This is a genomic window from Methylobacterium sp. WL12, from assembly GCF_008039475.1.
Classification (GTDB): Bacteria; Pseudomonadota; Alphaproteobacteria; order Rhizobiales; family Beijerinckiaceae; genus Methylobacterium; species Methylobacterium cerastii.
In genome coordinates, this window is sequence record NZ_VRUW01000008.1 from 52,562 (window position 1) to 66,323 (window position 13,762).

10 protein-coding genes are annotated in these 13,762 nt (G+C 71.9%); 4 read left to right on the forward strand and 6 right to left on the reverse strand.

The genetic code is table 11. The features are described 5' to 3' along the window. Positions 1–33: 33 nt before the first annotated feature. Both FV226_RS05345 and FV226_RS05350 read right to left on the reverse strand, forming a co-directional pair. Positions 34–564 carry a GNAT family N-acetyltransferase gene (locus FV226_RS05345; RefSeq protein WP_147762068.1) on the reverse strand — a complete coding sequence of 177 codons (531 nt, stop codon included), beginning with the start codon at positions 562–564 and terminating at the stop codon, positions 34–36. A gap of 90 nt (positions 565–654) precedes the next feature. Then, a complete protein-coding gene (locus tag FV226_RS05350) occupies positions 655–861 on the reverse strand; it encodes a hypothetical protein (RefSeq protein WP_147751923.1) in 207 nt (68 codons plus the stop codon). Between the two features lie 329 nt (positions 862–1,190). Between FV226_RS05350 and FV226_RS05355 the strand changes: the two genes are divergently transcribed. After that, a complete protein-coding gene (locus FV226_RS05355; RefSeq protein WP_147762069.1) occupies positions 1,191–6,041 on the forward strand; it encodes an NAD-glutamate dehydrogenase in 4,851 nt (1,616 codons plus the stop codon). Between the two features lie 390 nt (positions 6,042–6,431). Here the strand turns inward: FV226_RS05355 and FV226_RS05360 are convergent, their stop codons facing one another. Further along, the gene (locus FV226_RS05360; protein WP_147762070.1) at positions 6,432–7,607 is read right to left on the reverse strand and encodes an MFS transporter; all 1,176 of its coding nucleotides are present in this window, start codon (positions 7,605–7,607) and stop codon (positions 6,432–6,434) included. Between the two features lie 288 nt (positions 7,608–7,895). Here FV226_RS05360 and FV226_RS05365 point away from each other — a divergent pair, with 288 nt between their 5' ends. Continuing rightward, positions 7,896–8,390: a hypothetical protein gene (locus tag FV226_RS05365; protein ID WP_147762071.1), complete on the forward strand. Its 495-nt coding sequence runs from the start codon at positions 7,896–7,898 to the stop codon at positions 8,388–8,390. Between the two features lie 73 nt (positions 8,391–8,463). Here the strand turns inward: FV226_RS05365 and FV226_RS05370 are convergent, their stop codons facing one another. Continuing rightward, positions 8,464–9,711, reverse strand: a complete 1,248-nt coding sequence (locus FV226_RS05370) for a deoxyguanosinetriphosphate triphosphohydrolase (RefSeq protein ID WP_147762072.1) — start codon at positions 9,709–9,711, stop codon at positions 8,464–8,466. 164 nt (positions 9,712–9,875) lie between these two features. On the opposite strand from FV226_RS05370, the gene FV226_RS05375 reads away from it, so the two are divergent. Further along, positions 9,876–10,202, forward strand: coding sequence for an iron-sulfur cluster assembly accessory protein (locus tag FV226_RS05375; protein WP_147751928.1), 327 nt, complete (start codon positions 9,876–9,878; stop codon positions 10,200–10,202). 169 nt (positions 10,203–10,371) lie between these two features. Beyond that, on the forward strand, positions 10,372–12,258 hold the full coding sequence (locus FV226_RS05380; RefSeq protein ID WP_246691500.1) for a hypothetical protein: 1,887 nt from the start codon (positions 10,372–10,374) through the stop codon (positions 12,256–12,258). Positions 12,259–12,285: 27 nt separating this feature from the next. On the opposite strand, the gene FV226_RS05385 is transcribed toward FV226_RS05380, so the two are convergent. Together FV226_RS05385 and FV226_RS05390 are read right to left on the reverse strand one after the other, a co-directional pair. Further along, positions 12,286–13,062 (reverse strand): ATP-binding cassette domain-containing protein, encoded by a 777-nt coding sequence (locus FV226_RS05385; RefSeq protein WP_187278706.1) that lies wholly within the window; start codon positions 13,060–13,062, stop codon positions 12,286–12,288. Continuing rightward, entirely contained in the window at positions 13,043–13,753 is a 711-nt protein-coding gene (locus FV226_RS05390; RefSeq protein ID WP_147762121.1) for an ABC transporter permease subunit, read from the reverse strand. The genes FV226_RS05385 and FV226_RS05390 overlap by 20 nt, the downstream gene beginning before the upstream one ends. Positions 13,754–13,762 lie beyond the last annotated feature (9 nt).

Here is a 13,762-nt window from a genome sequence, read left to right on the forward strand (position 1 = left end):
GTTCGGCGTCCATTTTTTCGCGAAGTTGCGCGGTCACGCCCGCGTCGGGGCCATGTCCGGTCCGGGGCCGAGCCGCCGCTGCATCAGCACGGTGCCGAGCCAGCGCCCGTGCTTGTGGCCGACGTTGTCCAGCACGCCGACATGCGCGAAGCCCAGGGCCGCATGGAGGGCGGCCGACGTCTCCGAGCCCGGATCGGTGATCACCGCCACCATCACCCGCGCATCGATCGCCTCGCAGGCCGCGATCAGGGCCGCCAGGAGGGCGCGGCCCATCCCGAGCCCGCGCGCGGCCTCCGCGACGTAGACCGAATCCTCCACCGTCGAGCGGTAGGCCGCCCGCGCGCGGTACGGGCCGGCATAGGCGTATCCGCGAACGACGCCGTCCTGCTCGGCGACGAGGTAGGGGAAGCCGTCCGCGACCAGCGCCGACCGGCGGCGCGCCATCTCGGCCTCCGTCGGCGGCTCGACCTCGAAGCTCGCCGTGCCGTTCAGGACGGCGTCGGCGTAGATCCGGGTGATCGCGGGAATGTCGGCCTCCACGGCCGGCCGCAGGTTCGGCGTCATCGCTCCGCTCACGCAAAGAAGGGGCCGGCGCGCATGCGCCGGCCCCTCTGCCGTCAACCGTGCGGCGGCCGATCAAGGACCGCCCGTGGCTTACTCGGCCGCGGTCATCTCGGCGGTGAAGTGGCCGCACCAGTCCTGAGAAGCCACCACCGGCCACAGGCCCTTCGACTCGGGAGCCGGCTGGCTGACCGGAGGGTTGAAGCGGCACAGGCCCTGGTCGCCGGCGGCGGAGGCGCCGTTGGTCTTGTGGTCGTCGAAGAAGCGGCAGCTGTCGCAGGAGGCGTTGGTCGAGGTCATGGGGTCACTCCGGTTTTGGCGTCTGTCGCGAGCCCTGGAAACCGTCGCCGGCCCCGTTGCCCGTCTGCAGTTCTTAATTAGAACAACTCCAATGAAGCGTCAACCGGTCGGCGGGCGCGTTGTTCCCGCGCTCGCTGCGATCTGCGGAAACCGATCGCGGCATGGCGCCTGCTGGCCGGTGACGGACTGAGCGCGGAAACGCCGGTCGTTGCGGCCCGCCTGTCACCCGCTGCCGGTCCGTGGGCGGCGAGCGTCATCGACTCGCCATGGGCCCTCCCCTAACGTCCGGGGCGGAACCGGCGCCGGTGCCGGTTGGGAGGGTCCCGCCCATGGTGCTGGAAACCGAATCGGCCCTGGAATCGGCCACTGCGCTGGCCACGAGCGAGGCGAAATCCGCCCGCACCGACCTCATCGAGGCGGCGGCCTCGGTCGTCGGCGGGCGCGGCGGCCCGGGCGGCTTCGTCCGCGACCTGTTCGGGCGGGTGCCGCCGGAGGATCTGGCGCCCTACCCGGCCGAGGCGCTGGCCGACCTCGCGATCGCCGCCCGCGACCATCTCGCGATGCCCCGCGCCACCGGGTCGGCGGCGAACCTGCGCCTCGTCGACGTGGCTTTGCCCGCCCTCGGGCGCACCCGCGAGCTGACCGTCGTCGAGGTCGTCAACGACAACCGGCCCTACCTGCTCGATTCGACCCTGGCCGAGCTGACCGAGCAGGGCCTGACGCCCCACCTCGTCGCCCACCCGATCCTCGGCGTCGAGCGGGATGGGGCGGGCGCCCTGCTCCGCGTCGTCGGCGAGACCACGGCGGACGCCCACGGCGCGCTGCTGCGCGAGAGCTTCATCCACATCCACCTCGACCGGCTCGATGCCGGCGAGGCGCGCGAACGCCTCGAAGCCGGCCTCGCCCAGGTCTTCCGGGACGTGGCCCTCGTCACGGACGACAACGACGCGATGCTAGCGCGGCTGGCGGAGCTCGCCGAGGGCTACGGCCGCAACCCCCCGCCCCTGCCGGAGGGCGAGGTCGCCGAGGCGCGGGCCTTCCTCGAATGGCTGCGCGACGGCCACTTCACCCTGCTCGGCATGCGCGAGCACGCGCTGCCCGGCGAGGCCGCCACCGAGGCCGAGAGCCTCGGCATCCTGCGCGATCCCGGCCTCGCGGTGCTGCGCCGCGGCCGGGCGCTGGTCGACATGACGCCGGAGATCGTGGCCTTCCTCGAAGAGCCGCACGCGCTGATCATCACCAAGTCGAGCCTCAAGGCCCGCGTCCACCGGGCGGCGCATCTAGACTACGTCGCGGTGAAGCTCTTCTCCACCACCGGCAAGCTCACCGGCGAGGTCCGCATCGTCGGGCTGTTCACCGCCGCCGCCTACACCGCGCTCGCCCGCGAGGTGCCGTATCTCCGCGGCAAGGTTGCGGCCGTGGTGGAAAAGGCCGGCCTCGACCCGACGAGCCATGCGGGCCGAGCGCTGCTCGCGGTGCTCGAGACCTACCCGCGCGACGACCTGTTCCAGATCGACGTGGACCGGCTGTTCCGCTTCACCCTCGCCATCGCCAACCTCGCCGACCGGCCGCGCATCCGCGTCCTGTCCCGGACCGACCGGTTCGGGCGCTTCGTCTCGCTCCTCGTCTACGTGCCGAAGGACCGCTACGATTCGGTCGTGCGCGCCCGCATCGGCGCCTACCTGGCGCAGGAGCACGGCGGCCGGCTCTCGGCGACCTATCCCGACCTGCCCGAGGGGCCGCTGGCGCGCATCCACTACGTGGTCGGCTTCTCGGAGGCCGGCGCGCCGGAGCGCGACCCGTCGGCGCTCGAAGCCGGGATCGCCGCCTTGGTGCGGACCTGGGGCGACGCGCTCCGCGCTGCCCTCGGCGACGCCATGGGCGGCTCGGAGGCGCGGACGCTGGCCGCCCGCTACGGCGAGGGCTTCTCGGCGGCGTACCGCGAAAACTTCTCCGCCGAGGTCGCCATCGGCGACATCGCCATCCTCGAATCGCTCTCCGAGGAACGACCGCGCGCGGTCGCCATCGACCGCCGCGACACCGACCCGGCGGCGCAGGTGCGCCTCAAGGTGTTCTCGCGCGGGGCGTCGCTGCCGCTGTCGGACCGGGTGCCCGGCCTGGAGAACCTCGGCTTCCGCGTGATCAACGAGCGGACCTACAGCGTTTCGGCGGTCGGCGCCGACACCAGGGTCTGGCTGCACGACATGCTGCTGGAGCGCGCCACCGGCGCGGCGATCGAGATCGGCCCGCTCGAGGCGCCGCTGGAGAAGGCGATGCTCGCCATCGCCGCGGGCCAAGCCGAATCCGACGGCTACAACCGCCTCGTGCTGGAGGCCGGCCTCGCCTGGCGCGACGTGGCGTTGCTGCGGGCGCTCGGCCGCTACCTGCGCCAGCTCCGCGTGCGCTACGGCCAGGATTACCTCGCCGCGACCCTGAGCCAGCACCCCGGCATCGCCCGCCATCTCGTCGCTTTGTTCTACGCCCGCTTCGACCCCGTCACCGAGGGCGACCGCCAAGCGAACGAGGCCGCCGTCCGCGAGGCCATCGAAACGGCGCTCGCCGACGTGACCAGCCTCGACGAGGACCGCATCCTGCGCCGCTTCGTCAACCTCGTGGAGGCCGCGGTCCGCACCAACTTCTTCCAGACGGCCGCCGACGGGCTCCCGCGCGAGACGATCGCCTTCAAGTTCGCCTGCGCCAAGGTGTCCGGGATGCCGCTGCCGCGGCCGTTCTTCGAGATCTTCGTCTACGCGCCCCGCGTCGAGGGCCTGCATCTGCGCTACGGCTATGTCGCCCGAGGGGGCCTGCGCTGGTCCGACCGGCCGGAGGATTTCCGCACCGAGATCCTGGGGCTGGTGAAGGCCCAGCAGGTGAAGAACGCGGTGATCGTACCGGTGGGCGCCAAGGGCGGGTTCTTTCCCAAGCGCCTGCCGCCGGCTTCCGACCGCGCGGCGTGGCTCGCCGAAGGCACCGAGAGCTACCGCATCTTCATCCGCACGCTGCTCGAACTCACCGACAACTTCGTCAGCGAGGGCATCGCGCCGCCGGCCGACACCGTGCGGCACGATTCCGACGACGCCTACCTCGTGGTCGCCGCCGACAAGGGCACGGCGACCTTCTCCGACATCGCCAACGCGCTCTCGCTGGAGCGCGGGCACTGGCTCGGCGACGCCTTCGCCTCCGGCGGCAGCCAGGGCTACGACCACAAGGGCATGGGCATCACCGCGCGTGGCGCCTGGGAGGCGGTGAAGCGCCACTTCCGCGAGATCGACGTCGACACCCAATCCGATCCGGTGACGGTGGTCGGCGTCGGCGACATGTCGGGCGACGTGTTCGGCAACGGCATGCTGCTCTCGCGCACGCTGAAGCTGATCGCGGCCTTCGACCACCGCGACGTGTTCCTCGACCCGAACCCCGACATGGCCGTGAGCTTCGCCGAGCGGAAGCGGCTGTTCGACCTCGGCCGGTCGAGCTGGGCCGACTACGACAAGGGCCTGATCTCGGCCGGCGGCGGCGTGTTCTCGCGCGCGCTGAAGGCGATCCCGCTCTCGGCGGAGATCCAGGCGGCGCTGGGCTTCGACCGCGCCTCCGCCTCGCCGGCCGAGCTGATGCAGGCGATCCTCAAGGCGCCCGTGGACCTGCTGTGGTTCGGCGGCATCGGCACCTATGTCCGCGCCACTACCGAGACCGACGAGCAGGCCGGCGACCGGGCCAACGACGCGGTGCGCATCACCGGCCCGGAGATCCGCGCCAAGGCGGTGGGCGAAGGCGCCAACCTCGGGCTGACGCAGGCCGGGCGGATCGAGGCGGCGCGTGCCGGCGTGCGGCTCAACACCGACGCGATCGACAACTCGGCCGGCGTCAACACCTCCGACGTCGAGGTGAACATCAAGATCGCGCTGATGATCCCGGAGCGCGACGGCCGCCTCGACCCGGACGCCCGCAACGCGCTCCTCGTCGCCATGACAGACGAGGTCGCGCACCTGGTGCTGCGCAACAACGAGCTGCAGACCCTGGCCCTCACCCTTGCCCTGCACCGGGGCCTCGGCGAGACCGGTTTTGCGATGCGCACGATGCAGGGGCTGGAGGCGGAAGGCCGGCTCGACCGCGCTGTCGAGGTTCTGCCGGACGACGCGACCCTCACCGAGCGCATGCGCCGCGGCGAGGGTCTGACGCGGCCGGAATATGCGGTGCTGCTGGCCTACGCCAAGCTCTCGCTCTACGACGCGGTGCTGGCGAGTTCGGTGCCCGACGACCCGTACTTCGACCGCGAGTTGCAGCGCTACTTCCCCAAGGCGCTCCGCGAACGCTTCCCCGACGCTGTGAAGGGACACCGTCTGCGCCGCGAGATCATCGCCACCGCCCTGTCGAACATCATCGTCAACCGCGGCGGCATCTCGCTCGTCACCCGGCTGACCGACGAGACCGGGGCGGACGCGGCCACCATCGCGAAGGCCTACGCCGTGACCCGCGACGCCTTCGGCCTGATGGAGCTGAACGCGGCGATCGACGGGCTCGCCGGGCGCATCGGCGGGCAGGCGCAGGTCGGACTCTACGCCGAGGTGCAGGATCTGCTGGTCGACCGCATCGTCTGGTTCATCCGCAACCTCGACCTGACCGGCGGCATCGCCCCGCTCGTCGCGCGGTACCGCGACGGGATCGGTGCGGTGCTTGCGGCCCTTCCCGGCGTCCTCGGCGCGGACGCCAACGCCGCGATCGAGCGGCGGCGGGCGGAGCTCGTCGGGCAGGGCATGGACGACGAGCCGGCCCTGCGCCTCGCCTCGCTCCGCGCGCTGACCTCGGCGCCCGACATCGTCCGCGTCGCAGGCACCAGCGGGCGGCCGGTGGCGGAGATCGCGGCGACGCATTTCGCGCTGGAGCGGGAGTTCTCCCTGGATGCGCTGGCGGCCGCCGCCCGCGCCGCGCCGGTCTCCGACACCTTCGACCGGGTCGCCCTGGAACGGGCGGTGGCCGGCATCTCGAGCGCCCACCGCCAGCTCACGTCGGAGGTCGTGGACGACATCGGCCCCGGGCCGGAGGCGGTCGCCGCCTGGGGCAAGGCGCGCGGTCCGGCGCTGGCGCGTATCCGCGGGGCGATCGACGCCATCGCGGCCTCGGGGCTGACGGTCTCGAAGGCCACCGTCGCCGCGAGCCTGCTCGGCGATCTCGCGCGACGCTGATCGGCCCGGTCGCAGACACGAAAAAGCCGGCCCGGCGCTTGCGCGGGACCGGCTTTTTAAGGGCCGACGGGTTGTGCGCGTAGGCTCAGAACGGGCCCATCCGCATGTCGAGCATGCGCTGGTTGTGCTCGAGCCAGAGGCGAAGCATCTGCGAGAACAGGCCGGGCTTCGGTGCAGGCTGGGTCATGGTTCGCACTCCGTAGGTGTGACGGTCGTAGGCGCCGTCCGTTCGCCCGGAAGATGCGCGTCATGGTGCATCGCAACAATAGCTTCTGCCGCACGTAACGGATGCGTCGATCGCATGGCAAACGCTAAAAATTAACGATTTTGCGCCGGGGCATGCGGAAATTGCAGTATCTTGCAGCTCGGCTGCGAGCGTCGTTCTTCATGTCAGCCGGGATGGATCGGCGCCGGCAGCACCGACCGCGTCGGGCCCGACATCGCCGACAGCGCGAGGCCGAGCCCCAACGTCGACACCGCCGCCGCGATCAACGGCAGCTGCCCGTAACCAACGCCCGCGGTGAGTGCGACCCCGCCGAGCCAGGCGCCGGTGGCGTTGCCGAGGTTGAACGCGCCCTGGTTAAGCGTCGAGGCGAGGTTCGGCGCGTCGCTGGCGGCCTCCACCACCCAGATCTGCAGCGGCGAGACCAGGGCGAAGGCGAGCCCGCTCCACACCACCAGCGCCGCGAGCATCGCGAACTCGAAGCGGGCGACGCCGGCCAGCAGCGTCAGCACGGCGATGAGGCCGAGGAAGCTGCCGATCACCGTGGCGGTGAGATTCCCGTCGGCGAGCCGTCCGCCGATCAGGTTGCCGGCGGTCAGCCCGATGCCGGCGACGAACAAGGCGCCGGTGACGCCGCGGGCGCTGAGTCCGGTCACCCCCATCAGCAACGGCGTGATGTAGGTGAACACCGTGAAGAAGCTCACAGAGGACAAGGTCGAGACCAGCATCGGCCGAAGCACGGGCCAGCGCCCGAGCGCCCGGAACTCTCCCGCCAGCCCGCCGCGCGAGCCGGGGAGCCCGGCTGGCACGAACAGCTGGATCGCGAAGCCCGCCGCGACGCCGATCGCCACCACCGCCCAGAAGGTCGCGCGCCAGCCCGCCGCCTGGCCCAGCGCGGTGCCGAGCGGAACGCCGAGCACGTTGGCGAGCGTCAGCCCGGCGAACATCAGCGACACCGCCTGCGTCCGCTTCTCCCGCGGCACCAGGTCCCACGCCACGATCGCGCCGATGCCGAAGAAGGCGCCGTGGGCGAAGGCGGTGGCGATGCGCGCGAGCATCAAGGTGGCGTAGGTCGGCGCGACGGCGCAGGCGACGTTGCCCATGAGGAACACCGCCATCAGGGCGAGCAGGGCGGTCTTGCGCGGCAGGCCCGCGGTGGCGATCGCCACGAGCGGCGCGCCGACCACCACGCCCATCGCGTAGCCGGAAACGAGGTAGCCGGCCTGCGGGATCGTGACGGAAAAGCTCTGCGCCACCTCCGGCAGCAGGCCCATGATCACGAATTCCGTGGTGCCGATGCCGAAGGAGGCGACGGCGAGGGCGAGGATCGGCAGCGAGGCCATTCGGAGTCTCCGTTGGCACGGGATCGGGCGCGCGGGCGCCCGTCCCTCTTTGTGCGGTGCGGTATGCCCTCAACATGCCGGATCGCCCGCGGTTGCGAACCATCGGTGATCGGGACGCAGCCCTGTTCTACGGACGGGTCTGCTGTAGGAGGCGTCGATCGGGCCGGGATAACTGCCCGGGTGCGTACACTGCCACTCCGTCGTCGTGCAGGCTGCTGATTACAGTCCTAGGCGTAACGCGCGGCGACCGGCCGTCGCGATCCTCGTATCTCGAGTGGAGACGACGTGATGAAGGCTCTTATCCTGGCAGGCGCGACGCTGGCCGCCGCCGTGGTCGCGGTTCCCGCAAGCCTCGAGGCCCGCCCGTATGGCGGTGGCTGGGGCGGCCATGGCGGGTTCCACAGCGTCGGCTTCGCCGGCTCGCGCGGTGGCTTCGTCGGCTCGCGTGGCGGCTACGGTGGGTATCATGGCGGCTACGGTGGATACCGGGGCGGCTATGCCGGCAATCGCGGCGGATACGGCTACCGCGGCGGCTACGGCCGGGGCGTCGGCTACGGCATCGCCGGCGCTGGGATCGGCCTGGGCCTCGGGCTCGCGGCCGGCGCCCTGTCGGGTGGCTTCGGCGGCTACGATTACGGCAGCAGCTACGGCGGCGGGTATGGCGGCTACGGCTACGCCCCCGCCTACGGCGCGAGCTACGCACCCGTCTACAACGGGAGCTACGGCGGCTACGCGCCGGCTGCCTACGGCTATGGCAGCGGTTGCACCTGCTCGGGCTACTGAGCCGAACGGCTGAGCCGCGCGGCGGCGGGCGATTCGGGCACCCGCCGCCCAGGTATCTCAAGTACAACCCGCCTCACGGCTCGGTCAGCGGCAGGCCGCGGCTCGGCGGGCTCCAATGCAGGTCCGGCGTCGCGGCATAGAGCCGGCGGTGGGCGAGCACGGCGTAGGTGTCGGTCATGCCGGCGATGTAGTCGGCGATCCGACGCGCGATCCGGCCCGGCGGCGCCCCATCGAGCCCCGCGCTCCATTCCTCGGGCATCCGCGTCGGGTCGGCGGAGAACGCCGCGAACAGGTCCGCGACGATGGCGTTGGCCTTCTCGCGCACCGCCATCACCTCGGGATGCCGGTACATCCGCGCGTAGAGGAAGCGCTTGATGTCGGTGTCAGCGGCCGCGATCGCGGCCGAGAACGCGATCACCGGGGCGTCGGCCGCGCGGATGTCGGCGACGCTTGCCGGGGCCAGACGATCCAGCCGCCGCCGGCTCTCCGTGATCACGTCCTCGACGAACCGGGTGATCACCCGCCGCGCGAGCTCGTGGATGGTGCGCGACGCCTCCAGGCCGGGGTGCAGGGCGGCGATCTCGTCGAGCAAGCCGCGCAGGAACGGCACCTCGCCGAGGTCGGCGAGGTCGAACAGCCCGGCGCGCAGGCCGTCGTCGAGGTCGTGGCTGTCGTAGGCGATGTCGTCGGCGAGCGCCGCCGCCTGCGCCTCCGGGCCGGCGTGGCGGGCGAGCTCCAGCGGATGCAGGGCATCGTATTCGAGGATCGCTGCCGGGATGCCTTCGCGGGCGTAGCGCGGAGTCGGGCGCCCGTCCGGGCCGAGCAGCGGGCCGTTGTGCTTGACCAGGCCCTCCAACGTCTCCCAGGCGAGATTCAGCCCGTCGAAGCCGGCGTAGCGCCGCTCCAGCCGGGTCACGATCCGCAGGGCCTGCGCGTTGTGGTCGAAGCCGCCATGGGACGCCATGCAGGCGTCGAGCGCGTCCTCGCCGGTATGGCCGAAGCAGGTATGACCGAGGTCGTGGGAGAGCGCCAACGCCTCCGCCAGGTCCTCGTCGAGGCCGAGTGCGCGGGCGAGCGCGCGGGCGATCTGGCTGACCTCCAGGGTGTGGGTCAGCCGGGTGCGGTAATGGTCGCCCTCGTGGTGCACGAAGACCTGGGTCTTGTGCTTCAGCCGGCGGAACGCGGTGGAATGCACCACCCGGTCGCGGTCGCGCTGGAAGTCGCTCCGCGTCGGCGAGGCCGGCTCTGGGATCAGCCGCCCCCGGGTCGCGCCCGGGTCGGTGGCGTAGGGCGCGCGCCAGCGCTCACCGTTGGCGCGCACGGGTCCCGCCCATCTGTTCGCGATGTCCTGCCCGCATGGTCCCCTCGCGGTTCGGCGACGCACGCGTTGCGGCGCGCCGTCCTACCTCATATCTTGGTTCGATCACGCGGCAGGCAATCGCCTGCCGCGCCCAGACCCCGACGACAGCGCCGATGGCTTCCCCGATGGCCGAGATCACCCTGACCCCCCGCGCCGCCAAGCGCATCAACGAGATCATGGTCGCCGAGCCGCCGGGCGCGGCGCTCCGCGTCAGCGTGAACGGCGGCGGCTGCTCGGGCTTCTCCTACGCCTTCGACATCACCCGCGACCAGGCGGCGCAGGACGTCGCAATCGAGCGCGACGGCGCCACCGTGATCGTCGACCCGGTCTCGCTCGAGTACATGGCCGGTTCGACCATCGATTTCGTCAACGACCTGATCGGCCAATCCTTCAAGATCGAGAACCCGCAGGCCACCTCGTCCTGCGGTTGCGGCACCTCGTTCTCGCTCTGACCCCACCCGACCTCCCAACGCCGGCACCGTTGTGCCGGGACGAAAGGTGCGGGCCGGCGAGGCTTGCGACAGGGTTTGCGACGTGGCGCACCGATTGCCTCGCGCGCCGAAATGCGGGACGACGGCGCCGTCTTCTCGGTCTGGCAATCCCGGCAGCGGTCCGCACACGATGATCCCTCACCGAACGGTCCGCGCCAGCCTGCTCCGGGCGGCTCGACTCTGCTTCTATGCCAATCTTATCCTTGGAGGCGTCGGGCTCTCTGCCGTCCCGGCCACGGCGCAGGAGGCGGCCTCCGCCGTCCAGGACGTCGTGCTCGTCGACGTGGCGCTGCCGCTCGGCGATACGCTGTTCAAGGCCGCCCGCGTCACGGTGAGCGGTACCCGGCTGTCGCGCGGCGACCTGACGGCGATCCTGGCACCGGACTCGGCCGAGCCGTGGGCGCCGCGCCTCGCGCGCCTGGAAGCGGCGAGCATCTCGATCCCGGTCCTCGTCTCCGAACATCCCGGTCCCGGCGGATCGCTGCAGACCGTGACCTACCGCGAGGTCACGGCGCGCGACGTGCGGGCCGGCCGCATCGCCGAGCTGACCATGGCCGGCGCCGGCGTCGCGGTCTCCGGCGCGCAAAAGGGATCGGGCACTTACGGCCGGATCGTCGCGAGCGACCTCGATCTCGCCGCGCTCGTGCGGCTCTCCTCGGAACCGGGTGACGGAAAAGGGCCGGTGCAGCGGGTCTACGCCGCGATCCGCGTCGCCGACGTGACCTACACAGAGGATTCGGGCGTCGCGATCCGGATCGCCGGGCTCGAAGGCCGCGACTTCGGCGGCCGCCAGATCCCCGGCGGGTGGAACGGCGCGATGGCCGCCCTCACCAGGGGGCTCGACGCGGTCGATCCCGAGATGAAGGCCGACGCGCGCGGCCGGCTCGCCGCCACCGCGGCGGATCTTGCCGACGCGGTCTCCTTCGGCAGCCTCGAACTGCACGGCCTCGCCATCAGCCGGACCGGGGCCGGCGCGCCGATGCTGGTCGAGGTCGGGCGCCTGGCGCATGTCGGCACCGGCGCCGAGGCCGGCACGACGCTCGAGGCGATCGCCTTCGCCCAGGGCGGGGTGAAGGCCCGGCTCGCGCGGGCGGCGCTCACCGGCGTCTCGCTCAGCCCCACCATCGCGGCCCTGCGCCGCCTCGCCGACCCGAACGCCGCCGTCACCGACGAGGCTTTGCGCCGCCTCACCCCGGCCATCGGCGGCCTCACCCTGCAGGATATGAGCATCGAATTGCCGGCCGATCCGGCTGCGGAAGCCAGGCAGACCGGCCGCAGCGCCGGTAAGCCGCCTGCCGTCGCCGGCGACCCGCTCGGCGTTCCGGCCTCGCAGGGCGCCGCGCCGCTGCGCCTCGTCCTGCGCAGCGGCGCCCTGACCTTCGGGCCGCTGCGCGACGGGGTGCCGACCGCAAGCCGCCTCGACCTGTCGGGCGTGACCTTCCCGGCGACGATGGTCGCCGGCGTGCCGGTGCTCGGCGCCCTGCCGGATTACGGCTATGCCGACCTCGATTTCAACCTCGTGGTCGACTCGGCCTGGGACGAGGACAAGCGCGAGGTGGCGTTGCGCGAGATGACCCTGTCGGGACGCGACATCGGCTCGCTGCGGCTCGCCGGCACGATCGGCGGCATGGGGCCGGAGCTGTTCGCCTCGCACATCCCGGCGGCCAGCCTGCTGATGCTCACGGCCACCGCCAAGGCCCTCGACCTCACCGTCCAGAACACCGGCCTGTTCGAGCGCTTCCTTGCCGCCCAAGCGAAGGCCCTCAGCCTGAAGCCGGAGGAATTGCGCCAGGAATACGTGGCGGCGACCCAGTTCGGCGTGCCGGCGATGCTCGGCAACTCGCCCGCCGCCCGGGCGATCGGCAGCGCGCTCGGCCAGTTCGTGACGAAGCCCGGACGCCTGACGCTGAACGCCAAGGCGAAGAACGCGGCCGGCCTGGGCTTCGCCGATTTCGGCCTCGCCCGCACGCCGGGTGCGGTGCTCGACAAGCTCGACGTAGATGCACGAGTGGAGTGAGGTCGGGCCTTCCGGCCAGACGAAGCCTTACTCGGCGATGACGCCGGGGTAGCGCCGCGCCAGGTCCTGCCGGGTCGCGTCGGCCCAGGCGCGGTCGCGGCTCGTCCGCGGGCGATCCAGCGGCACCGTCGCGACCAGGCTCGCCGGGCGCGGCGACAGCAGCAGCAGCCGGTCGGCGACGGCGATCGCCTCGGCGACGTTGTGGGTCACCATCAGCACGCTCATGCCGAGCCGGTCGACGGTGTCGACCACCAGGCCCCGCAGGGAGGCGGCGGCCGCGTCGTCGAGCGACACGAACGGCTCGTCGAGCACCAGGAGACGCGGATCGTTCGCGAGCGCGCGGGCGAGCGCCACGCGGCGCTGCATCCCCAGCGACAGCGCGCCGGGAAACCGGTCCCGCCACGGGGTCAGCCCGAGACGCGCGAACAGCCCGTCGAGGTCGCGCGCGCGCTGCGGCCGCGGCATCGCCAGGCGCACGTTCTGCTCCACCGTCCGCCACGGGAGCAGACGCGGCTCCTGGAACACCATGCCCGGCCCGTTCTCGGATGCGCGCGGGTCCGGCACGATGGTTCCGTCGTAGTCGGGGTCGAGCCCGAGCAGGATGCGCAGGGTCGTGGTCTTGCCCGCCCCCGACGGCCCGATCAGGCAGGCGATCTCGCCCGGCCGGATCGCGAAGGCGAGGTCGCGCACCGCCTCCACCGGCTCGACCGAATTCGGATGGTAGACCTTCCGCGCGATCGCGACCGTGAGGACCGCGTCCTCGCCGTCGCCGACGGCGGACATCTTATCGCCAGCGGCGGACATGTGCTTCGAGCCGCTGCAGGAGGAGGATGTCGATGGCGATCATCACGCTCATGAACACGATGCTGTAGCCGAGGATCGCGGCCACGTCGGTGCTCTGGACGAAGTAGTAGTTGATCGCGAAGCCGACGCCGTTGGGACGCCCGAGCAGCTCGATCACCAGCACGATCTTCCAGGCCAGCGACAGGCCGGAGCGTGCCGCGGCGACCGCGTAGGGCTGAAGCTGCGGCACGAGCACGTGGGCGACCCAGGAGCGCCGGTCGAACCGGTAGGTCCGCGCCATCTCCTCCAGGCCGGGGTCGAGGTCGCGCGCGCCCTCCCGCAGGATCACGGCGACGTTGGGCAGCTTGTTCAGCACCACGGCGAGGATCGCGGCCGTTTCGTTCAAGCCGACCCAGACGTAGGCCAGCACGGTGATCACCAGGGCCGGCGTGTTCAGCATCGCCAGGAGCGGCGTGTCGAGGAGGGTGTTCAGGCGCTTCGAGCGCCCGAGCGCCACGCCGAGCAGGACGCCGAGCACCATCGCGAGCACGAACGAGACGCCGACACGCGCCAGCGTGATCCCGACATTGGTCCACAGGTCGCCGCGCGCCGATTCCCGGGCGATGAACGTCGCCACCGCGAGCGGCGTCGGCATCATCCGCGAGCCGGCGACCTGCGCCGCCGCCTGCCATGCGGCGAGCAGCACCAGCATGGAGGCGAG